The sequence below is a fragment of the Thiomicrospira sp. S5 genome (assembly GCF_003991075.1).
Taxonomy (GTDB): domain Bacteria; phylum Pseudomonadota; class Gammaproteobacteria; order Thiomicrospirales; family Thiomicrospiraceae; genus Hydrogenovibrio; species Hydrogenovibrio thermophilus.
Map to the genome: position 1 here is coordinate 2512584 of NZ_CP014470.1, position 21696 is coordinate 2534279.

Genomic DNA, 21696 nt, shown 5'->3' on the forward strand with positions numbered 1-21696 from the left:
CCAACCTTTATTTTTTCTTAGCTTCTTTGCGCAAGATATATTCATCCGCGTACTTAACACCTTTGCCTTTATAAGGCTCTGGCGGACGATAACCACGGATTTCAGCAGCAACTTGTCCAACAACTTGCTTATCTGCACCTTTCACTACGATTTCCGTTTGGCTTGGCGTCTCAACAGTAATGCCTTCTGGCAACTCATGATTGACCGGATGAGAAAAACCAAGCGTCAGGTTCAAAACTTTTCCTTGAGCTTGAGCACGGTAACCAACACCAACCAGTTGCAGTTTTTTCTCAAAACCTTCAGAAACACCGACAACCATGTTATTGATAATGGATCTTACCGTTCCAGCTTGAGCCCATGCATTTTTACTGTTGCTCTTAGGAGCAACGGTCACCACACCATCTTCCAGTGAGATTGCCACCATTGGGTTGAACGTGTTTGAAAGTGCACCTTTCGAACCCTTGACCGACACATCGGAACCCTGAACAGAGACTTCCACACCTGATGGTACCGTGATAGGAGACTTTGCAATTCTAGACATTGTGATCTCCCCTTACGCTACGTAACAAATAATCTCACCGCCGATACCAGCTGTGCGGGCATCACGATCAGACATAATTCCTTTAGAAGTCGACACAACGGCCACCCCTAAACCACCAATTACTTTCGGCAACTCATTTTTGTTTTTATAAACACGCAAACCTGGCCGGCTTACACGCTTCAACATTTCAATAACCGGCTTACCTTCGAAATACTTCAAATCGACCGACAATTCTGACTTACCGTTCTTATCACTTACGCTGTATGCGCTAACATACCCTTCACCAGCCAAAACTTTTGCAACTGCAACCTTAACTTTGGAAGAAGGCATAACAACATTTGCATGACCAGCAATTTGGCCATTGCGAATACGAGTTAGCATATCAGCTATTGGATCAGACATACTCATAAATATTTATCCTTACCAACTTGCTTTTCTTAAACCAGGTACATCACCTTGCATGGCTAATTCTCTTAGCATGTTACGTGACAATCCAAACTTTCTATAAACACCGTGCGGGCGCCCTGTCAAACGACAACGATTTTGCTGTCTTACAGGCGATGCATTTCGTGGTAGCTTCGCCAGTTTTTCCATTGCATCCATACGCTCTTCAAAGCTCAAAGACATATCAACCGAAGCTTTTTTCAACTCCGCTCTTTTGGCTGCATATTTAGCAACTGTCTTTGCTCTTTTCTTTTCTCTTTCAATCATTGATTGCTTTGCCATGGGAAACCTCTACCTTACTTCTTAAATGGGAAATTAAAGGCTTCTAAAAGAGCTTTCGCTTCATCATTCGTCGACGCAGTCGTCGTAAAGCTGATGTCCATACCTCGGATCTTATCAACCTTCTCAAACTCAATCTCTGGGAAAATGATCTGCTCTTTGATACCTAGATTGTAGTTACCACGACCGTCAAAAGCGTTCGCTTTCACACCTTGAAAGTCTCTGACTCGAGGTAAAGCAACATTAATCAGTCGATCCAAAAACTCATACATTCTGGCGCCACGCAACGTTACTTTACAGCCCAACGGATAACCGTCACGCACTTTAAAGCTTGCAACTGAACGACGAGCCAATGTACGAACTGCTTTTTGGCCGGTAATAGCTTCCATGTCTGACACAGCATTATCCAATACTTTTTTGTCAGCAATCGCTTCACCAACACCCATATTAATCGTAATCTTCGACAACTTAGGAGCCTGCATTACAGACTTATAACCAAATTTCTCCACCAGGGCAGGGACAACTTGGTCGTTATAAATTTTTTGTAATCTTGCCATATCTCAACCTACTTAAGCGTCTACCAAATTGCCGTTAGACTTGAAGAAACGTTTTTTAACACCGTCTTCTTCTCGAACACCGACTCGGTCTGCTTTCTTTGTTTCAGGATTGTATAAAGCAACATTAGAAGCATCAATTGGCATTTCTTTTGAAACGATACCACCTTGCTCTCCCGTCATAGGGTTAGGCTTAACGTGCTTCTTTGCCAAATTAATTCCATCTACTATTAGCTTACCATTTTGCATAACAAGGGAAACAGAGCCACGTTTACCCTTATCTTTACCAGCAATAACGATAACCTCATCACCTTTTTTTAGACGATTCATTATCCGTTCCTTATAAAACTTCTGGAGCCAACGAAACGATTTTCATAAATTTATCGTTACGAAGCTCACGTGTTACTGGGCCAAAAATACGCGTGCCAATCGGCTCAAGTTTCGAGTTCAGGATTACTGCCGCATTCCCGTCGAATTTGATCTTAGAACCATCTGGACGTCTTACACCTTGCGCCGTACGCACTACAACCGCATCAAAAACGTCACCTTTTTTGACCTTTCCACGCGGAGCCGCTTCTTTCACAGCTACTTTAATAACATCACCAACACTTGCGTAACGACGCTTGGAACCGCCCAACACTTTGATACATTGAACTTTACGCGCGCCACTGTTGTCAGCAACATCAAGCACAGTTTGCATTTGAATCATGATGGAACTCCATCCATAAAATTTAAATAACACAAAAACCGCCAAAACAACTAGTTCCCATCACAGGCTTGGTTGGTAAGACGGTAAAAAATTTGGGCAATTATATCAAATAATACTCAAAAGTCTACTGTTAATTACAGCTTCGCTTTTTCGTCTACTGATACCAAAGACCAAGACTTTCTTTTGGAAATTGGAGTGCACTCAGAAATAGTGACTCGATCCCCAACACCACAAGCATTATCTGCGTCATGCGCCATAACCTTTGTGGACTTTCTCACGAATTTTTTATACTTAGGGTGCTTGATATAACGATCCGTCAACACAACGATTGACTTGTCCATGCCATTGCTGACCACTACACCTTGCATTGTACGTGCTTTCTTTTCCATACCAGCCATTCTTATTTACTCACTTTTTCACGAATGATGGTTTTAACTCGAGCAACGGAACGACGCACAGTACGTAGTTGAGCAGTATTTGACAACTGGCCTGTTGCATGTTGCATTCTCAAGTTAAACTGTTCTTGCAGAAGATCCAACAAATCTTTTCTCAGTTCTTCTACAGACTTTTCTTTCAATTCTGCAGTCATAATCACATCACCGTTCTTGTAACAAATTGTGTTTTAAATGGTAGCTTTGCCGCAGCCAATTCGAAGGCTTCGCGCGCAACAGCTTCATCCACACCTTGCATTTCATAAAGGACACGTCCTGGTTGAACCTGAGCAACCCAGTATTCAACACTACCCTTACCTTTACCCATACGCACTTCAAGCGGCTTATTGGTAATTGGCTTATCCGGGAAAACGCGAATCCAAATTTTTGCACCACGCTTTACTTTACGCGTCATCACTCGACGAGCAGCCTCGATTTGACGTGAGGTCATACGCCCACGTTCCATCGCTTTCAGACCAAACTCACCAAAGCTGATTTTGTTACCGACATTTGCAAGACCGCGGTTACGTCCTTTATGTACTTTTCTGAATTTTGTACGTTTTGGCATTAACATAACAACTATTCCCCTTATTTACGGCCTTTCTTGCCTTTCGACTGCTTCTTGTCATCATTTACCATTGAGATTTTTTCCAGTTTTTCACCTTTAAAGATCCAAACTTTTACCCCAATTTTTCCGTAAGTGGTGTCCGCTTCGAAAGTGGCATAGTCGATGTCCGCACGCAATGTATGCAATGGCACACGACCTTCTCGGTACCATTCGGCACGTGCAATTTCAGCACCATTCAAACGTCCGGAAACGTTTACCTTGATACCTTCAGCACCCAAACGCATTGCATTGCTGACCGCACGTTTCATCGCGCGACGGAACTGAATACGTTTTTCAAGTTGCTGAGCAATACTCTCCGCAACCAATTTTGCATCCAATTCCGGCTTCTTGATTTCTTCGATATTGATATTGACCGGTAAGCCTGTTTTCGCAATCAATGCTTGCTTAAGCTTCTCAATATCTTCACCTTTCTTACCGATAACAACACCAGGTCTGGCCGTATGTACCGTAACACGCACACCGTTAGCCACACGTTCGATGTTGATTTGGCTAACTGAAGCGTGCTTCAATTTTTCATGCAATTCTTTACGAATTTCTACATCACTGATAAGAAAATCAGAATAGTTTTTGCTATCTGCGTACCAGCGTGCGTTCCAATCTCTTGTAATCCCTAGACGGATCCCAACCGGATGAACTTTTTGTCCCATTCTGACTCTCCTTACTTATCGCCAACAGTCACAGTGATATGACTGATGCGTTTTAAGATTCGATTTCCACGACCTTTTGCTCGTGCGCGCATACGCTTCATGATAGGACCTTCATTGACATAAGCTTCCGTCACCTTCAACTCGTCAATATCCGCACCTTCATTGTTTTCAGCATTTGCAATCGCCGAGTTCAAAACCTTCCCAATCAATTGAGAAGCTTTTTTGTCGCTGAAAGCCAAAATATTTACAGCGGTTTCAACATCTTTACCGCGAATCAGATCTGCAACCAGACGCGCTTTCTGAGGAGAAATGCGGGCAAATCTATGAGTAGCACTTACTTGCATAATATTTCTCCTTATCTAGATTTCTTGTCTGCTGCATGACCGCGATAAGTACGCGTCATCGAAAATTCACCAAGCTTATGACCGACCATGTTTTCTGAAACATAAACCGGGATATGCTCTTTACCGTTATGAACTGCAATCGTCAAACCAATCATATCAGGAAGAATCATTGATCTTCTTGACCATGTTTTTATTGGACGTTTATTACCAGATTCTTGTGCCTCGATCACTTTCTTCAACAAGTGATGATCTACAAAAGGTCCTTTTTTAACTGAACGTGGCATAGGGTCCTTCCTTATTTGTTTCTACGGCGTACGATCATTTTATCTGTACGCTTATTACTACGAGTTTTCTTACCTTTCGTCGGAACACCCCATGGCGTAACAGGGTTACGACCACCAGAAGTACGACCTTCACCACCACCATGAGGGTGATCTACTGGGTTCATGGCCACACCACGAACCGTCGGTCTAACACCTTTCCAACGTTTTGCACCCGCTTTACCAAGCTTTCTCAGGGAGTGCTCTTGGTTTCCAACCTCGCCGATTGTTGCGCGGCAGTCTGCCAGAATCTTACGCATCTCACCGGAACGAAGCTTAACCAAAACATAAGCACCATCTCGGCCTGCGATCTGTGCATAGGCACCCGCACTACGTGCAATTTGAGCACCTTTACCAGGTCTCATTTCTAGGGCATGCACAATGGTACCGACCGGAATATTTCTCAATGGTAGCGCATTACCCGCTTTAATTGAAACATGCTCACCAGATTCAATTGCATCACCCGCTTTAACATGTCTAGGCGCTAGAATATAACGTCTCTCACCATCCGCGTACTTCAACAAAGCTATGTGCGCTGTACGGTTTGGATCATATTCTAAACGTTCAACAACAGCTGCAACACCATCTTTGTTACGCTTAAAGTCTACTTGACGATAATGCTGCTTGTGACCACCACCTTGGTGTCTTACAGTAATTCGTCCATTCGAGTTTCTACCACCTGATTTCGATTTCTTTTCAAGCAGGGCTGCATGCGGCTTGCCTTTATGCAAGTCCGGCTCAACAACACTTACAACAAAACGACGGCCAGGCGAAGTAGGTTTTGATTTCTTAATAATTGCCATGACAACCTCTCTTATTCTGCGCCAACAAAGTCAATTTCTTGACCCGGCACCAAACGAACGATCGCTTTACGCAAACCATTACGTTTCCCTACCCGGCCTCTAAAGACTTTTGTCTTGCCTTTAATATTGATCACATTGACCGACTGAACCTTAACATCAAACAATTCTTCTACGGCTTGTTTAACTTCAGGCTTTGTCGCACCTGGCATGACTTTAAACACATATTGCTCAGAAGAATCCGCCATCAACGCAGATTTCTCTGAAACATGAGGAGCCACTAATACTTTCAGCAAACGTTCTTTACTCATCCTAACTTCTCCTCAAGCTGCTTAACGGCACCTTGCGTTACGACAATTGACTTAAATCCAACCAAGCTGACCGGGTCAATGGAAGCCACATCACAAACATCTGCATGATACAAATTACGTGCAGAAAGATATAGGTACTCATCAAAACCTTCCGTGATAACCAAAGCATCTTTCAAATCAAGCGTGGCCAACTTAGCAACAAATTCTTTTGTCTTTGGCGCTTCAACTTTAAAGTCATCCACAACAACCAATCGATCTGTGCGAACCAACTCAGAAAAAATTGATTTCATGGCACCGCGATACATTTTCTTGTTCACTTTTTGTGAAAAATCGCGATTGTGTCCCGGGAAGGCACGACCGCCACCAACCCACACTGGGCTGCGAGTTGTACCGGCACGAGCGCGACCGGAGCCTTTTTGAGCCCACGGCTTCGCACCACCACCACTTACGGCTGAACGGTTCTTCTGACCTTTTGTGCCTGAACGGGCACCAGCCATATAAGCATTTACAACCTGGTGAACAAGAGATTCATTAAATTCAACACCGAAAACGTCATCAGAAACCTTGACGGCCCCTGCTTCTTTTCCACTGGCTAACTCTATTAATTTCAAATCCATCGTGCCCACCTTACTTAATTGCCTTGCGAACAATTACTGTGCTGCCTTTTGCACCTGGCAAAGCACCTTTAATCATTAGCAATGAATTTTCAACATCAACCTTCACCAACTCTAAATTCTGAGTAGTTTGCTTGACATTACCCATGTGACCAGCCATTTTCTTACCTTTAAAGACTCGTCCAGGAGTCTGGTTTTGACCAATCGAACCAGGAGCGCGGTGAGAAATAGAGTTACCGTGAGTCGCGTCTTGCATTCTAAAGTTATGACGCTTTACACCACCTTGGAAACCTTTACCTTTTGTTGTGCCGGTAACGTCCACCAAAGAGACTTCTGAAAATTTCTCTACTGTGATTTCAGAACCAGGCTCAAGACCTTCCGCTTCTGAAACATCTTCCAATCTAAACTCCCACAGACCAACACCAGCTTCAACACCGGCTTTTGCAAAATGCCCTGCCGTTGGCTTATTCACACGACCTGCGTGCTTAGAACCAAATGTTACCTGAACAGCATCATAACCGTCAGACAAGTCATTTTTGATCTGTGTAACACGGTTTGGAGTTACCTCAACAACCGTCACTGGAGTCGATACACCATCCTCGTTAAAAATACGAGTCATACCAATTTTGGTACCTACAACACCAATACCCATATCGTTACCTCATTATTATTTACTCATTAACCATTACGATTGATGGCTAATGCCAACCAAGATAAAACCTTATCTTAGCTCCAGCTGAACGTCCACACCTGCTGCCAAATCCAACTTCATCAATGCGTCAACGGTTTTATCCGTTGGATCGACAATGTCTAGCAAACGCTTGTGCGTACGAATTTCATATTGATCCCTGGCATCTTTATTAACATGCGGAGAAATCAGTACTGTAAAACGCTCTTTTCGAGTAGGCATAGGGATTGGACCCTTAACTTGAGCACCGGTTCTTTTTGCAGTTTCCGTGATCTCACGGGCAGACTGATCAATCAAACGATGGTCAAATGCCTTCAAGCGAATTCGAATATTTTGAGTCGCCATAACATCTTTTTCTCATATTACAAAAAAAGAAAAGCAGTGGTGTAATAAACAGGCCACTGCTCACTAAGGATGCGGATTGTAACAATAATCCAATTTAATATCAAGCAATTATTCAACTGCCTGAATTAAATTTTATTATTCAATAATTTTAGCTACAACACCTGCACCAACTGTACGTCCACCTTCACGAATTGCGAAGCGCAGACCTTCGTTCATTGCGATTGGCGCAATCAACTCTACAGTCATTTGTACGTTATCACCAGGCATAACCATTTCAGTTCCGGCTGGTAATTCACACGCACCTGTTACGTCCGTTGTACGGAAGTAGAACTGTGGACGGTAACCTTGGAAGAATGGTGTGTGACGACCACCTTCGTCTTTGGATAGTACATAAACTTCGGCTTCGAACTTGGTATGCGGTGTAACCGTACCTTTGTGCGCCAATACTTGACCACGTTCGATGTCTTCACGCTTAGTACCACGCAATAGGATACCTACGTTGTCACCAGCTTCACCTTGATCCAGAAGCTTACGGAACATTTCAACACCAGTAACCGTTGTAGTAGTGGTTGGGCGAATACCGACGATTTCGATTTCTTCACCAACTTTTACAACACCTGTTTCAACACGACCGGTGGCAACCGTACCACGACCTTGGATGGAGAAGATGTCTTCTACTGGCATCAAGAATGGCTTGTCAGTGTCACGCTCTGGTGTTGGGATGTAAGTATCCAACGCCTCAACCAAGCGACCGATCGCTGGTTCACCGATTTCAGATTGGTCACCTTCGATGGCTTTAAGCGCAGAGCCCATGATAACTGGCGTGTCATCACCTGGGAAATCGTAGGTATCTAGAAGTTCACGCACTTCCATTTCAACCAATTCTAGAAGCTCTTCGTCGTCAACCATGTCGGCTTTGTTTAGGAATACTACGATGTACGGTACACCTACCTGACGAGATAGAAGGATGTGCTCACGTGTTTGTGGCATTGGGCCATCTGCGGCAGAACAAACTAGGATCGCACCGTCCATTTGAGCGGCACCGGTAATCATGTTTTTAACATAGTCGGCATGCCCTGGGCAGTCTACGTGCGCGTAGTGACGCGTTTCTGATTCGTATTCTACGTGAGCCGTAGAGATCGTGATACCACGCTCTCTTTCTTCCGGTGCGTTATCGATAGCGGAATAGTCTTTTGACTCCCCACCAAACTTCTTACCTTGTACGATTGTTAGAGCCGCTGTAAGAGTTGTCTTACCATGGTCAACGTGACCAATCGTACCAACGTTTACGTGCGGCTTACTACGTTCAAACTTTTCCTTTGCCATTTTTAAAGTCCTATTAAATTAAATACGTTAAATTATTCGCCTTTTTTGGCCTTAGCAATGATCTCTTCCTGAATATTGGCAGGCGCATCAGAGTACTTATCAAACACCATGCTATAAGAAGCACGCCCTTGCGTCAAAGAACGCAACTGAGTCGCATAACCAAACATTTCCGCCAAAGGCACTTCCGCCTTCAACTTTTTACCAGTTGGAATATCTTCCATGCTTTGAACCAAGCCACGGCGGCGGTTCAAATCACCCATAACATCGCCCATATACTCTTCAGGAGTAGTCACTTCAACCGCCATCATTGGCTCAAGAATCACAGGATTGGCTTTAACCACCCCGTTTTTAATCCCCATACTGGCTGCAACACGGAAGGCAGTTTCATTCGAGTCAACATCATGGTAAGAACCGTCAAACAGGCTAACCTTAACATCAACCATTGGGTAACCTGCAATAACACCGTTCTCAAGCTGTTCCTGACAACCTTTTTCAACCGCAGGAATGTATTCTCTTGGAACCACACCACCAACGATTTCGTTGACGAATTCGAAACCTTCGCCGGCTTCCTGAGGCTCGATTCTCAATACGACATGACCGTATTGACCACGACCACCAGACTGACGCACAAATTTACCTTCAGCTTCAACCGATGATTTAATCGTCTCACGATAAGAAACCTGCGGGGCACCAACATTCGCTTCTACATTAAACTCTCGTTTCATACGATCGACCAGGATATCCAAGTGCAACTCACCCATACCAGCCATAATTGTCTGACCAGTTTCCTCGTCTGTATGCACGCGGAAAGATGGATCTTCTGCCGCCAACTTCTGCAAGGCAATACCCATTTTCTCTTGGTCTGCTTTGGTTTTCGGCTCAACAGCGATCGAAATAACAGGCTCTGGAAACTCCATACGTTCAAGGATAATCTTATTATCCGGATCACACAGAGTGTCACCAGTCGTTGTATCTTTCAAACCTACGGCACAAGCGATATCGCCAGCACGCACTTCTTTGATTTCTTCACGAGAGTTCGCATGCATTTGCAAGATACGGCCCACACGTTCGCGCTTGGTCTTAACAGTATTGAAAACCGGACTACCAGCTGCCAAAACACCAGAATAAACACGGAAGAACGTCAAAGTCCCTACATAAGGGTCTGTCATAATTTTAAAGGCCAGAGCCGCGAACGGCTCATCATCGGAAGACTTACGAGTCGCTTTTTCGCCATTTTCCAATTCACCTTCAATCGCAGGCACGTCAGATGGCGCAGGCATATAATCGATAACCGCATCCAAAAGGGCTTGAACCCCTTTGTTTTTAAAGGCGGTTCCACAGAACATTGGAACGATTTCGACATCAATACAACGCTGACGAATACCGGCTTTAATTTCCTCTTCGGAAAGCTCACCTTCTTCCAAATACTTATCCATCAACTCTTCAGACGATTCGGCCGCCGCTTCAATCAAGGCTTCACGGTATTCTTCTGCCTGATCCTGCAACTCTGCTGGAATATCTTCATAGGTAAATTCCATCCCCATGTTTTCTTCTTTCCAGTAAATCGCTTTCATTTTGACCAGATCAATAACGCCGTTAAAGTCGTCTTCTGCACCGATTGGCAATTGCATCGGAACCGGCATGGCACCCAAGCGAGTCTTAACTTGCTCAACAACGTTGAAAAAGTTTGCCCCGGAACGGTCCATTTTATTGACAAAGCCCATACGTGGCACGCCATACTTATCCGCTTGACGCCAAACTGTTTCAGACTGAGGCTCAACCCCACCAACTGAACAGAAACAGGTGACCGCGCCATCCAACACTCGCAAAGAACGCTCTACTTCAATCGTGAAGTCAACGTGACCCGGAGTATCGATGATATTAATGCGGTGTTCAGGGTATTGTTGAGCCATACCACTCCAGAAAGTGGTCGTGGCAGCGGAAGTGATTGTAATCCCTCTTTCCTGCTCTTGTTCCATCCAGTCCATGGCTGCGCCACCGTCATGAGTTTCACCTATTTTATGAGAAACACCTGTGTAAAACAAAATACGCTCGGTCGTTGTTGTTTTACCAGCATCAATATGCGCCATAATACCAATGTTACGGTATCTATCTAAGGGAGTTTTACGTGCCACTTTAATAAACCTTTTGTCAGAATATAAATAATAAAGGCCCACTTACGGGCCCAATTTAGATTACCAGCGGAAATGCGAGAAAGCTTTGTTTGCTTCCGCCATTCGGTGGGTATCTTCTTTCTTCTTAATCGCTGAGCCGCGATTTTCCAAAGCGTCCGATAACTCACCCGCCAGACGCAACATCATGCCTTTTTCACTGCGCTTTCTGGCCGCTTCAACAACCCATCTCATTGCCAAAGCTGTTTTACGTTCCGGTCTTACTTCAACTGGAACTTGGTAGGTAGCACCACCTACTCGGCGAGACTTTACTTCAACCATTGGTCCAACATTTTCCAATGCTTCTCTTAAAAGCCCAGCATGCTCTCCGCCTTTTTTTCTTTCAACCACGATATCCAGTGCGTCATAAACAATCTTTTCAGCAACGGCTTTTTTACCGCTCACCATAATCATGTTTACAAATTTGGTTAAAGTGGTATCACCGAACTTAGGATCCGGTAATACTTGTCTTTTAGGTATTTCTCTTCTTCTTGCCATTCTTACTCTTCCGGTATAAATTTACACTAAACAATTGCAAAACGTATGTTTAAGGGCTTACCCCTTAGGACGCTTCGCACCGTACTTAGAACGACCTTGTTTACGACCATCAACGCCCGCGCAGTCCAGGGAACCACGAACGGTATGATAACGCACACCAGGTAAGTCTTTTACACGACCACCGCGAATTAGAATCACGGAGTGTTCTTGCAGATTGTGACCTTCACCACCGATATAACTAGAAACTTCATATCCGTTAGTCAAGCGCACACGTGCAACTTTACGTAGGGCAGAGTTAGGCTTTTTAGGGGTTGTTGTATAAACGCGCGTACAGACACCACGACGTTGAGGACAGGCCTCCAACGCAGGGACGTTTGATTTTTTCGCTTTATCCTTACGCGGCTTACGCACCAACTGGTTAATAGTAGCCATTACTTCTCACTCCATATTAAGACTTTTAAAACATCTTAAATTATCAAAAATTATCGCAGCATAAAAACGCCACGAATAAGGTTGTGGGATTTTAGAGATCCCACGTTACATTGTCAAGTATAAGTTCATGAATTTATTCAATGAATTTCAAACTTATTCCGACACTTCTGTTACAGACGATTCTTCGTCAACCATCTCTGGTTGCACCGCTTCATCATCCTGAGCATCCATGAAAGCCGTCAACTCTTGTTGCGTTTTTTCATTGGCCGCTCTTCGAGCCTGGTGATAGGCAAAGCCCGTACCCGCAGGAATCAATCGACCAACAATAACGTTTTCTTTCAAGCCGACCAGCTTATCTTCCTTACCGCTGACAGCGGCCTCGGTCAAAACGCGCGTCGTCTCTTGGAAAGAAGCGGCCGAAATAAAGGATTCCGTCGCCAAAGAAGCCTTCGTAATACCCAACAATACACGTTGGAAACTGGCTTCTACATTTCCTTCAGTCATCGCCGATTCATTCAACTCGAGCACTCTTGCAAACTCAGCCTGCTCACCTTTGATCAAACCGGTATCACCCGATGTTCTGATCTCAACTTTGCGCAGCATTTGACGAACAACCGTTTCGATATGCTTGTCATTGATGCGAACACCTTGCAGACGATAAACGTCCTGCACTTCATCAACGATATACTTCGTCAACTGTTCAACACCAAGCAATCGAAGAATGTCGTGAGGATTTGGATTACCGTCAACAATGACATCCCCTTTTTCAACACGCTCACCTTCAAATACATCGACTGAACGCCATTTCGGAATCAACGTTTCATGCTGCTCGCCACTGTCTTGCGTAATGACCAAGCGCTGCTTACCTTTAGTTTCCTTACCGAAACCAACTACACCGGAAACCTCCGCCATAATGGCCGGTTCTTTCGGCACACGCGCTTCGAACAAATCGGCAACGCGAGGCAAACCACCCGTGATGTCTTTTGTCTTGGAGGATTCCTGTGGAATTCTGGCCAAGATATCACCGGCACCCACTTTATCCGCTTGATTCACTACCACAATCGAGTTTTCTGGCAAATAATAGATAGCTGGGGTTTGCGTTCCCGGGAAAGGCACAACCTCACCGGCATCATCAACCAACTGAATATACGGTCTGACTTCTTTGCTGGCTGAAGATCTTTCCTTAGCACTCTTAACAACGTGCGTGGTCAAACCGGTCAACTCGTCGGTATGCTCTTCAACGGCACCTTCAAAGTTCCCAAATTGAATCACACCTTCTGCTTCCGTGATGACCGGATGCGTATGCGCATCCCAGGTCGCCAATACTTTTCCAGAAGACGCATCTGCACCATCTTCCACGTTCAGTACAGAACCGTATGGAATTTTATAGCGCTCTTTTTCACGCCCCATGGAATCCAAAATGGAGATTTCGCCGGAACGTGACGTGACCACCACTTGTTTCTCTGAGTTTTGCACGGTTTTCAGATTATCAAACTTCACCTTACCTTCGTGCTTGACTTCAACCTGGCTCTGAGCCGTAGACGCCGATGCGGTACCACCAATATGGAAAGTACGCATGGTCAACTGAGTGCCCGGTTCACCGATGGACTGTGCAGCCATAACACCAACCGCTTCACCCAAGTTCACCATATGCCCTCTGGCCAAATCACGTCCATAACATTTTTGACAGATACCAAACTTGGTTTCACAGGTAATTGGGGAACGGACTTTTACAGAATCCACACCTGACTCGTCAATCAACTTGACTAGGCGTTCATCCAACAAAGTACCATTCTCGACAATCACATTGCCATCCATGCCAACTACGTCTTCGGCGACCACACGTCCAAGGATACGTTCTTTCAATTCCTCAACGACTTCACCACCTTCAACATGCGGCGTCATGATGATACCCGCCTCGGTTCCACAGTCCGCTTCGGTCACTACCACATCCTGGGCAACATCCACCAAGCGTCGTGTCAAATAACCCGAGTTCGCGGTTTTCAGAGCGGTATCGGCCAAACCTTTACGTGCACCGTGTGTCGAAATAAAGTATTGCAGAACGTTCAGACCTTCGCGGAAGTTGGCCGTAATCGGTGTTTCGATGATCGAACCATCCGGCTTCGCCATCAAGCCACGCATACCACCCAACTGACGCATCTGAGCAACGGAACCACGCGCCCCGGAGTCCGCCATCATATAGACGGAGTTAAAGGAAGTTTGCTGAACGTCCTTACCTTCCGAATCTTTTACCGTTTCGAACTGCAACTCGTCCATCATCGACTTGGTGACCAACTCATTCGTATGCGACCAAATATCAACAACCTTGTTGTAACGTTCACCTTCGGTGACCAAACCTTGTGCGAACTGCTTTTGAATTTCCGCGACCTGATCGTCAGCGCGTTCGATAATCGAAGCCTTATCATCCGGAATCAACATATCATCCGAACAGAACGACAGACCCGCCAAAGTTGACCATTTGAAACCGGCATACATCAATTGGTCAGCGAAGATAACGGTTTCCTTCGGTCCCAACAAACGGTAGCAAGTATTCAATGCTTTCGAGATATTCTTTTTCGTCAGGTTCAAGTTCAACAAGTCAAAACTTAATCCCTTCGGTAGAATGCTGAGCAGCAACGCACGGCCCGCCGTAGTGTCAATCAAGCCTTTTTTCACCGACTCGACACCGGCATCATCAATGACGGTTTCTTCCACCTTCAGTTTGATTTTGGTATGCACGTGAACGGCATCCGCTTCAAGCGCTCTTTGAACTTCCATCCAGTTGGAGAAAGCTTTCCCTTCGCCAATCGCATTCACGCTTTCACGGGTAATGTAATACAAGCCCAATACAACGTCCTGTGATGGCACAATAATCGGGTCACCATTGGCAGGTGACAGCAAGTTATTCGTTGACATCATCAATGTACGCGCTTCCAACTGAGCTTCCAAAGACAATGGTACGTGCACGGCCATTTGGTCACCATCGAAGTCGGCATTAAAGGCCGAACACACCAATGGGTGCAAGTTAATCGCTTTACCTTCAATCAAAACCGGTTCGAAAGCCTGAATCCCCAATCTATGCAGCGTTGGAGCACGGTTGAGCAGAACCGGGTGTTCGCGAATGACTTCGTCCAGAACATCCCAAACTTCCGGCAAACCTTGTTCGACCATTTTCTTAGCCGCTTTGATAGTCGTTGCCAGACCACGTTTTTGCAATTTACTGAAAATAAATGGCTTGAACAGTTCCAACGCCATTTTCTTCGGTAGACCACACTGATGCAGACGCAAAGACGGCCCAACAACGATGACCGAACGACCGGAATAGTCAACACGCTTACCAAGCAGGTTTTGACGGAAACGCCCTTGTTTCCCTTTGATCATGTCGGCCAAAGACTTCAACTGGCGCTTATTCGTACCGGTTACCGCACGACCGCGACGACCGTTATCCAACATAGAATCAACCGATTCTTGAAGCATACGTTTTTCGTTACGAACGATAATGTCCGGCGCCATCAAATCCAACAGGCGCTTCAAACGGTTATTACGGTTAATCACACGACGGTACAAGTCATTCAAGTCGGAAGTCGCGAAACGACCACCGTCCAAAGGTACCAACGGTCTCAACTCTGGCGGCAATACAGGCAGCACGTCCAGAATCATCCACTCCGGCTTATTGCCGGATTGAATGAAGGAATCGATCAACTTCAAACGCTTCGAAATCTTTTTCTGTTTGGTTTCAGAGCTGGTGGCATCCATTTCTTCACGCAGGCGCGTCGCCTCGGCATCCAAATCGATGGACTGAAGCATTTTCTTAATGGCTTCAGCACCCATTTGCGCTTCAAACTCATCGCCATACTCATCCATAGCGTCCAGGTATTCTTCTTCGCTCAAAAGCTGCCATGGTTCCAATGGCGTCAAACCAGGATCCACAACCATGAATGCTTCAAAATACAACACCGCTTCAATTTCTTTCAATGTCATGTCCAACATCAAACCGATGCGGGATGGCAATGACTTCAAGAACCAGATATGAGCAACGGAAGTCGCCAAATCGATGTGCCCCATACGCTCACGACGTACTTTGGATTGTGTGACTTCAACACCACATTTCTCACAAATAACACCGCGATGCTTCAGGCGCTTATATTTACCACACAAGCATTCGTAATCACGGATCGGACCAAAAATCTTGGCACAGAAAAGCCCGTCTCTTTCCGGCTTGAATGTACGGTAGTTGATGGTTTCCGGCTTTTTGACTTCGCCATAAGACCAAGAACGAATCTTTTCCGGTGAAGCAAGTGTAACTTTAATCGTATCGAACTCGTTCGATACATTTTGTTTTTTCAGAAATCCTAACAAATCTTTCATTATTCTTGCTCCAACTCAATATCAATACCCAAAGCGCGAATTTCTTTGCGCAATACGCTAAACGACTCTGGAATACCAGGTTCCATATACTCGTTACCATCGACAATGTTCTTATACATTTTGGTACGGCCGTTCAAGTCATCCGATTTCACCGTCAACATTTCTTGCAAGGTAAAGGCGGCACCGTAGGCTTCCAGTGCCCATACTTCCATTTCACCGAAACGCTGCCCACCGAACTGAGCTTTACCACCCAATGGTTGCTGAGTTACCAGGCTATAAGGCCCGGTTGAACGCGCATGCATCTTATCGTCGACCAAGTGGTTCAGTTTCAAGTAATACATGTAACCAACCGTGACCGGGCGATCGAACTTCTGTCCGGAAATTCCGTCAAACAACGTCATCTGACCGGACTCCGGCAGATCGGCCAAGCGCAACAATGCTTTAATTTGATCTTCCGAAGCACCATCAAAGACTGGCGAAGCCATTGGCACACCTTTACGCAGGTTACCGGCCAACTCAATAATTTCAGCATCGCTCAAACTATCAAAGTCCACGCTTTGACCTTGTGTTTCGTTATAGACCTTATGCAAGAAACCTTTCAATTCCTTAATGTCGGCTTGCTGCTCCAACATGGCATTGATCTTTTCGCCCAGGCCTGCCGCAGCCAAACCGAGGTGAGTTTCCAGAATCTGACCCACGTTCATACGTGACGGAACCCCCAGAGGGTTCAAGCAGATGTCCACCGGACGACCGGTTTCATCGTAAGGCATATCTTCCACAGGACAGATTCGGGAGATAACACCCTTGTTTCCGTGACGACCGGCCATTTTATCCCCTGGCTGAATACGACGCTTAACCGCAACGTACACTTTCACCATTTTGGAAACACCCGGCTGCAAATCATCGCCTTGCGTCAGTTTTTTCTTTTTCTCTTCGAATGCATTGTTCAATTCTTCTTTTTTCAGCACCAGTTGCTTTTCAAGTGCTTCCAAATGGTTGACCAATTCTTCATCTTTCAAGTTCAGACCGAACCATTTCTGGCTTGGCAAGTCCGCCAACATTTCAGCAGTTACCGTTTTACCGTCAACCAGCTTTTGACCGACCAACATTTGCTCGATACGGTTCAAAGTGTCGACTTCAAGAATCTTATATTGCTCATCGATGTCTTTACGAACATGTTGCAACTCGTCCTCTTGGATCGCCATTGCACGGGCATCTTTCTTAACACCTTCACGTGTGAAGACTTGAACGTCGATAACCGTCCCTTCAACGCCTTTACCAACACGCAAAGAGGTATCTTTAACATCAGAGGCTTTTTCACCGAAAATCGCACGCAGAAGCTTTTCTTCCGGCGTCAACTGCGTCTCGCCTTTCGGCGTCACTTTACCGACCAGGATATCGCCTTGTTTGACTTCAGCACCGACATACACGATACCGGACTCATCCAGACGAGACAGTGCGGCTTCACCAACATTCGGAATATCCGACGTCACTTCTTCCGGCCCAAGCTTGGTGTCACGCGCTAAACAGGTCAACTCTTCGATGTGAATGGACGTATAACGATCTTCCTGAACCACTCGTTCGGAAACCAGAATAGAATCCTCGAAGTTATACCCATTCCAAGGCATGAATGCGATACGCATGTTTTGACCAATCGCCAACTCACCCAAATCGGTGGAAGGACCATCCGCCAATACATCACCGCGTGAAACCGTATCACCCGCTTTCACAATCGGCTTCTGATTGATACAGGTATTTTGGTTGGAGCGCTGATATTTAATCAGGTTATAGATATCCACACCGGTTTCACCCACGGCAATTTCGTCCTGATTCGCACGCACCACAATACGCGCCGCATCGGCAGAAACCACTTCACCGCCACGGTTTGCAATCACAGTCACACCGGAGTCAATCGCAACGGTTTTTTCAATCCCGGTTCCAACCAATGGCTTATCCGCACGCAAAGTCGGCACGGCCTGACGTTGCATGTTCGAGCCCATCAAAGCACGGTTCGCATCATCGTGCTCTAGGAATGGAATCAGTGAAGCCGCGACCGAAACGATTTGCTTCGGCGAAACGTCCATGTAATCCACGTCTTTTGATGACGCCAAAATGGTTTCGTTCTTATGTCTCGCCGTAACCAACTCATCCATCAAGTTGTTTTTATCATCGGTTGCGGCACTGGCCTGCGCGATGACAAATTGCGCTTCGTCGATGGCTGAAACGTATTCCACTTCATCGGTGACTTGACCGTCAACCACTTTGCGATATGGCGTTTCCAAGAAACCATACTTGTTGGTTTTCGCGTAAATCGCCAAGGTGTTGATCAAACCGATGTTTGGCCCTTCAGGCGTTTCAATTGGACACACACGACCATAGTGAGTAGGGTGAACGTCACGAACCTCAAAGCCGGCACGTTCACGCGTCAGACCACCAGGCCCCAATGCCGAAACACGACGCTTATGCGTGACTTCGGACAATGGGTTCACCTGATCCATAAACTGAGACAATTGGCTGGAACCGAAGAACTCTTTAATGGCCGCCGAAACAGGCTTGGCATTAATAAGATCTTGAGGCAACAAACCATCGGTTTCCGCTTGGTTCAAACGTTCTTTAACGGCACGCTCCACACGCACCAAACCAACACGGAAAGCATTTTCGGCCATTTCACCAACAGCACGAATACGACGATTACCCAACGTATCGATATCATCGATGGTGCTCAAACCGTTACGGATGTTCAACAACTCTTTAACCACATCGACAATGTCTTGATTCTCAAGCACCAGACTACCGTCGTTGTCTTTACGACCCAAACGACGGTTCAACTTCATACGCCCGACTGAAGACAAGTCATAACGTGAATCATCGAAGAACAGGCTGTTAAACAAGGCTTCAGAAGATTCTTTCGTAGGCGGTTCACCTGGACGCATCATACGATAGATTTCAATCTGCGCTTCCAACTGTGAGGTGGTTGTATCCAAGTTCAGCGTATCGGAAATATAGGCACCGTTTTCCAAGTCATCGATGAACAGAACCTTGAAGGACAAGCCTTTAATCGCTTTGATGTTTTCGACCAGGTCTGCCGTCATGACTTCATTCGCACGCGCAACCAATTCACCGGTTTCTTGGTTCATAATACCGGCGGACAATACCTTACCGACCAAGAACTCGTCCGGCACCACAATGGTTTTAACTTTCGCTTCTTGCAGCTGCTTGATGGTACGGGCCGTGATTTTCTTACCGGCCTTCACATACACTTCTTTACCGTCAGTAATGTCGAATGCGGCCGTTTGGCCTTTCAACTGCTCCGGTTCAAACTTCATCACATACTTGCCGGACTTATAAGAAATCTCAGAATGATCAAAGAAGGTATCCAACACTTCTTCGGTCGAGAAGCCCATTGCGCGGAAAATAACCGAAACCGGCAATTTACGACGACGGTCGATACGAACGAACACACAATCGTTGTGATCGAATTCAAAATCCAACCAGGAACCACGATACGGAATGATGCGCGCATTGAACAAGACTTTACCGGAGGAGTGAGACTTACCACGGTCACTGTCGAAAATTACGCCAGGCGAACGGTGCAATTGTGTCACGATAACACGTTCGGTACCGTTAATAACAAAAGTCCCGTTTTCCGTCATCAACGGAACGTCACCCAGATACACTTCTTGTTCTTTAACGTCTTTTACAGGGCGCTTACCGGCCGGTGCATCCTTATCAAACAGCACTAAACGCATCTTAACGCGTAGTGGCGAGGAATAAGTCACACCGCGCTGCTTACATTCTTTTACATCAAACTCAGGCTGACCCATGGTGTAACTGACGTATTCCAAGTCCGCCGTTCCGGCAACACCATTAATCGGAAAGACAGAAGAAAAGGCAGCATGCAAACCTACCGGATCTCTTTCAAGTGGCTTCTTATCAATCTGCAAAAACTCTTTGAAAGACTCTTTTTGCAAAGAAAGAAGATATGGAACTTCTAGAATAGAAGGTCGTGTCGCAAAATCTTTACGAATACGTTTCTTTTCAGTTAAAGAATAGGCCATCAATTACCCCAACATTCGACTAAATTAAAGGAAGAGAACTCTTCCCAAAAAATGCACAAAACTGTAATAACAGCCGACTGAAACAGCCATTCTATTGATTACACTTTTACACACTACTATAAACAACAAAAGGCCGACGCAATGCGCCAGCCATTTTTCATGCTACAAGAGCGGAATTGAAAGTCTTACTTAACTTCGACTTCAATTCCAGCTTCTTTAAGCTCGTTAGCCAGTGTTTCAGCTTCTTCTTTAGAAACACCTTCTTTAAGCGTGAACGGAGCGTTCTCAACAGCTTCTTTGGCTTCTTTAAGACCAAGACCTGTTGCGCCACGAACGGCTTTGATTGCTGCAACTTTGTTGTCGCCAGCGCCAGTAAGAACAACATCAAATTCTGTTTTCTCTTCTGCCGCACCACCAGCTTCACCTGCTGGACCAGCAACTGCAACCGCTGCTGCAGATACACCGAATTTTTCTTCCATTGCTTCAACAAGTTCAACAACTTCCATTACTGACATGTTAGCAACAGCTTCTAAAATATCTTCTTTTGTAATAGCCATTTTTATTTCCTTAAATTAATAATTTCGAATCAAGCGATTAGGCCGCTTCTTCTTTTTGCTCTTTAACAGCAACAAGACCGCGAGCCAATTTAGCCACAGGCTCTTTCATGACATACAACAATTTGCTCAAGGCTTCGTCGTAAGTCGGTAGCGCTGCGATAGCAGACAACTGACTGGCATCCAGAACACCATCACCAATAGATAGTGACTTAACAACCAAAGCTTCATTCGTCTTAGCAAAATCTTTGAAAACACGCGCTGCATTCCCTAGCTCTTCACCAGAGAAGGCAAAAATCAACGGGCCGGAAAAGGTTTCGGCCATGTCTTCAAATTTCGTACCGGCAACAGCACGGCGAATCAATGTATTTTTCACAACTCGGATCGATACATTGGCTTCGCGCGCTTTAGAACGAAGTTCGGTTAATTGCTCAACAGTCAATCCGCGATATTCAGCCGCAACCAATGAACCCGCTTCCGCAGCAATCGCGGAAACTTCTTCAACAACGGCTTTTTTATCTTCGATTTTGAGTGCCATATAACCTCCAAAACAGTTTGGTCAAAAACCAAACTCCTCCATCTACGTAGGCTTAAATCTATTAAGAATGTGCTTCACATTCGCCTACGGTCTGCG

General features: G+C 45.5%; 25 protein-coding genes. All 25 read right to left on the reverse strand.

Features of this window, described 5'->3' with window-relative positions; all coding sequences use genetic code 11:
- Positions 1–7 precede the first annotated feature (7 nt).
- Positions 8–541 (reverse strand): 50S ribosomal protein L6, encoded by a 534-nt coding sequence (rplF, locus tag AYJ59_RS11660; protein ID WP_029939590.1) that lies wholly within the window; start codon positions 539–541, stop codon positions 8–10.
- 12 nt (positions 542–553) lie between these two features.
- A complete protein-coding gene (rpsH, locus tag AYJ59_RS11665) occupies positions 554–949 on the reverse strand; it encodes a 30S ribosomal protein S8 (RefSeq protein WP_029939589.1) in 396 nt (131 codons plus the stop codon).
- A gap of 12 nt (positions 950–961) precedes the next feature.
- Positions 962–1267 (reverse strand): 30S ribosomal protein S14, encoded by a 306-nt coding sequence (rpsN, locus tag AYJ59_RS11670; RefSeq protein ID WP_029939588.1) that lies wholly within the window; start codon positions 1265–1267, stop codon positions 962–964.
- A 14-nt stretch (positions 1268–1281) separates the two neighbouring features.
- The gene (gene rplE, locus AYJ59_RS11675) at positions 1282–1821 is read right to left on the reverse strand and encodes a 50S ribosomal protein L5 (RefSeq protein ID WP_029939587.1); all 540 of its coding nucleotides are present in this window, start codon (positions 1819–1821) and stop codon (positions 1282–1284) included.
- 12 nt (positions 1822–1833) lie between these two features.
- Positions 1834–2148, reverse strand: coding sequence for a 50S ribosomal protein L24 (gene rplX, locus AYJ59_RS11680; RefSeq protein ID WP_029939586.1), 315 nt, complete (start codon positions 2146–2148; stop codon positions 1834–1836).
- 10 nt (positions 2149–2158) lie between these two features.
- Positions 2159–2527, reverse strand: a complete 369-nt coding sequence (gene rplN / locus AYJ59_RS11685; protein WP_029939585.1) for a 50S ribosomal protein L14 — start codon at positions 2525–2527, stop codon at positions 2159–2161.
- A gap of 134 nt (positions 2528–2661) precedes the next feature.
- Complete coding sequence (gene rpsQ / locus AYJ59_RS11690; protein WP_081836882.1) at positions 2662–2925, reverse strand: 30S ribosomal protein S17; 264 nt, start codon at positions 2923–2925, stop codon at positions 2662–2664.
- A gap of 2 nt (positions 2926–2927) precedes the next feature.
- Positions 2928–3116 (reverse strand): 50S ribosomal protein L29, encoded by a 189-nt coding sequence (gene rpmC, locus AYJ59_RS11695; RefSeq protein WP_127120177.1) that lies wholly within the window; start codon positions 3114–3116, stop codon positions 2928–2930.
- 2 nt (positions 3117–3118) lie between these two features.
- Positions 3119–3532: a 50S ribosomal protein L16 gene (rplP, locus tag AYJ59_RS11700; protein ID WP_029939582.1), complete on the reverse strand. Its 414-nt coding sequence runs from the start codon at positions 3530–3532 to the stop codon at positions 3119–3121.
- 14 nt (positions 3533–3546) lie between these two features.
- Positions 3547–4233 (reverse strand): 30S ribosomal protein S3, encoded by a 687-nt coding sequence (gene rpsC, locus AYJ59_RS11705; RefSeq protein WP_029939581.1) that lies wholly within the window; start codon positions 4231–4233, stop codon positions 3547–3549.
- 11 nt (positions 4234–4244) lie between these two features.
- Positions 4245–4577, reverse strand: a complete 333-nt coding sequence (gene rplV, locus AYJ59_RS11710) for a 50S ribosomal protein L22 (protein ID WP_029939580.1) — start codon at positions 4575–4577, stop codon at positions 4245–4247.
- 11 nt (positions 4578–4588) lie between these two features.
- Complete coding sequence (rpsS, locus tag AYJ59_RS11715; RefSeq protein WP_029939579.1) at positions 4589–4861, reverse strand: 30S ribosomal protein S19; 273 nt, start codon at positions 4859–4861, stop codon at positions 4589–4591.
- A gap of 11 nt (positions 4862–4872) precedes the next feature.
- On the reverse strand, positions 4873–5700 hold the full coding sequence (gene rplB, locus AYJ59_RS11720; protein ID WP_029939578.1) for a 50S ribosomal protein L2: 828 nt from the start codon (positions 5698–5700) through the stop codon (positions 4873–4875).
- A gap of 11 nt (positions 5701–5711) precedes the next feature.
- Positions 5712–6008 (reverse strand): 50S ribosomal protein L23, encoded by a 297-nt coding sequence (gene rplW, locus AYJ59_RS11725; protein ID WP_029939577.1) that lies wholly within the window; start codon positions 6006–6008, stop codon positions 5712–5714.
- Positions 6005–6625 carry a 50S ribosomal protein L4 gene (rplD, locus tag AYJ59_RS11730; protein ID WP_029939576.1) on the reverse strand — a complete coding sequence of 207 codons (621 nt, stop codon included), beginning with the start codon at positions 6623–6625 and terminating at the stop codon, positions 6005–6007. Before rplD ends, rplW begins: the two co-directional genes overlap by 4 nt.
- Before the next feature lie 10 nt (positions 6626–6635).
- A complete protein-coding gene (gene rplC / locus AYJ59_RS11735; protein WP_029939575.1) occupies positions 6636–7274 on the reverse strand; it encodes a 50S ribosomal protein L3 in 639 nt (212 codons plus the stop codon).
- 69 nt (positions 7275–7343) lie between these two features.
- Positions 7344–7655, reverse strand: a complete 312-nt coding sequence (gene rpsJ / locus AYJ59_RS11740) for a 30S ribosomal protein S10 (protein WP_029939574.1) — start codon at positions 7653–7655, stop codon at positions 7344–7346.
- A 135-nt stretch (positions 7656–7790) separates the two neighbouring features.
- A complete protein-coding gene (gene tuf / locus AYJ59_RS11745; protein WP_029939562.1) occupies positions 7791–8981 on the reverse strand; it encodes an elongation factor Tu in 1191 nt (396 codons plus the stop codon).
- Positions 8982–9013: 32 nt separating this feature from the next.
- The gene (gene fusA, locus AYJ59_RS11750) at positions 9014–11116 is read right to left on the reverse strand and encodes an elongation factor G (protein ID WP_029939573.1); all 2103 of its coding nucleotides are present in this window, start codon (positions 11114–11116) and stop codon (positions 9014–9016) included.
- 60 nt (positions 11117–11176) lie between these two features.
- Positions 11177–11650, reverse strand: a complete 474-nt coding sequence (gene rpsG / locus AYJ59_RS11755) for a 30S ribosomal protein S7 (protein ID WP_029939572.1) — start codon at positions 11648–11650, stop codon at positions 11177–11179.
- A gap of 57 nt (positions 11651–11707) precedes the next feature.
- Positions 11708–12082, reverse strand: a complete 375-nt coding sequence (rpsL, locus tag AYJ59_RS11760; protein ID WP_029939571.1) for a 30S ribosomal protein S12 — start codon at positions 12080–12082, stop codon at positions 11708–11710.
- A 153-nt stretch (positions 12083–12235) separates the two neighbouring features.
- A complete protein-coding gene (gene rpoC / locus AYJ59_RS11765) occupies positions 12236–16450 on the reverse strand; it encodes a DNA-directed RNA polymerase subunit beta' (protein ID WP_029939570.1) in 4215 nt (1404 codons plus the stop codon).
- Entirely contained in the window at positions 16450–20508 is a 4059-nt protein-coding gene (rpoB, locus tag AYJ59_RS11770) for a DNA-directed RNA polymerase subunit beta (RefSeq protein WP_029939569.1), read from the reverse strand. Before rpoB ends, rpoC begins: the two co-directional genes overlap by 1 nt.
- A 185-nt stretch (positions 20509–20693) precedes the next feature.
- On the reverse strand, positions 20694–21065 hold the full coding sequence (gene rplL / locus AYJ59_RS11775) for a 50S ribosomal protein L7/L12 (RefSeq protein ID WP_029939568.1): 372 nt from the start codon (positions 21063–21065) through the stop codon (positions 20694–20696).
- 37 nt (positions 21066–21102) lie between these two features.
- Positions 21103–21600, reverse strand: coding sequence for a 50S ribosomal protein L10 (gene rplJ / locus AYJ59_RS11780; RefSeq protein WP_029939567.1), 498 nt, complete (start codon positions 21598–21600; stop codon positions 21103–21105).
- Positions 21601–21696: the final 96 nt, after the last annotated feature.

Bases quoted from the DNA above. Each gene is read 5' to 3' on its own strand.
- rplW (WP_029939577.1), bottom strand. From the start codon at position 6,008: ATGAGTAAAGAACGTTTGCTGAAAGTATTAGTGGCTCCTCATGTTTCA.
- tuf (WP_029939562.1), bottom strand. From the start codon at position 8,981: ATGGCAAAGGAAAAGTTTGAACGTAGTAAGCCGCACGTAAACGTTGGT.
- rpsQ (WP_081836882.1), bottom strand. From the start codon at position 2,925: ATGGCTGGTATGGAAAAGAAAGCACGTACAATGCAAGGTGTAGTGGTC.
- rplJ (WP_029939567.1), bottom strand. From the start codon at position 21,600: ATGGCACTCAAAATCGAAGATAAAAAAGCCGTTGTTGAAGAAGTTTCC.
- rpsH (WP_029939589.1), bottom strand. From the start codon at position 949: ATGAGTATGTCTGATCCAATAGCTGATATGCTAACTCGTATTCGCAAT.
- rplN (WP_029939585.1), bottom strand. From the start codon at position 2,527: ATGATTCAAATGCAAACTGTGCTTGATGTTGCTGACAACAGTGGCGCG.
- rplD (WP_029939576.1), bottom strand. From the start codon at position 6,625: ATGGATTTGAAATTAATAGAGTTAGCCAGTGGAAAAGAAGCAGGGGCC.
- rpoC (WP_029939570.1), bottom strand. From the start codon at position 16,450: ATGAAAGATTTGTTAGGATTTCTGAAAAAACAAAATGTATCGAACGAG.
- rpsJ (WP_029939574.1), bottom strand. From the start codon at position 7,655: ATGGCGACTCAAAATATTCGAATTCGCTTGAAGGCATTTGACCATCGT.
- rpsL (WP_029939571.1), bottom strand. From the start codon at position 12,082: ATGGCTACTATTAACCAGTTGGTGCGTAAGCCGCGTAAGGATAAAGCG.
- rpsC (WP_029939581.1), bottom strand. From the start codon at position 4,233: ATGGGACAAAAAGTTCATCCGGTTGGGATCCGTCTAGGGATTACAAGA.
- rpsN (WP_029939588.1), bottom strand. From the start codon at position 1,267: ATGGCAAAGCAATCAATGATTGAAAGAGAAAAGAAAAGAGCAAAGACA.
- rplC (WP_029939575.1), bottom strand. From the start codon at position 7,274: ATGGGTATTGGTGTTGTAGGTACCAAAATTGGTATGACTCGTATTTTT.
- rplV (WP_029939580.1), bottom strand. From the start codon at position 4,577: ATGCAAGTAAGTGCTACTCATAGATTTGCCCGCATTTCTCCTCAGAAA.
- rplB (WP_029939578.1), bottom strand. From the start codon at position 5,700: ATGGCAATTATTAAGAAATCAAAACCTACTTCGCCTGGCCGTCGTTTT.
- rplP (WP_029939582.1), bottom strand. From the start codon at position 3,532: ATGTTAATGCCAAAACGTACAAAATTCAGAAAAGTACATAAAGGACGT.
- rplL (WP_029939568.1), bottom strand. From the start codon at position 21,065: ATGGCTATTACAAAAGAAGATATTTTAGAAGCTGTTGCTAACATGTCA.
- rpoB (WP_029939569.1), bottom strand. From the start codon at position 20,508: ATGGCCTATTCTTTAACTGAAAAGAAACGTATTCGTAAAGATTTTGCG.
- rplX (WP_029939586.1), bottom strand. From the start codon at position 2,148: ATGAATCGTCTAAAAAAAGGTGATGAGGTTATCGTTATTGCTGGTAAA.
- rpsS (WP_029939579.1), bottom strand. From the start codon at position 4,861: ATGCCACGTTCAGTTAAAAAAGGACCTTTTGTAGATCATCACTTGTTG.
- rpmC (WP_127120177.1), bottom strand. From the start codon at position 3,116: ATGACTGCAGAATTGAAAGAAAAGTCTGTAGAAGAACTGAGAAAAGAT.
- rplE (WP_029939587.1), bottom strand. From the start codon at position 1,821: ATGGCAAGATTACAAAAAATTTATAACGACCAAGTTGTCCCTGCCCTG.
- rplF (WP_029939590.1), bottom strand. From the start codon at position 541: ATGTCTAGAATTGCAAAGTCTCCTATCACGGTACCATCAGGTGTGGAA.
- rpsG (WP_029939572.1), bottom strand. From the start codon at position 11,650: ATGGCAAGAAGAAGAGAAATACCTAAAAGACAAGTATTACCGGATCCT.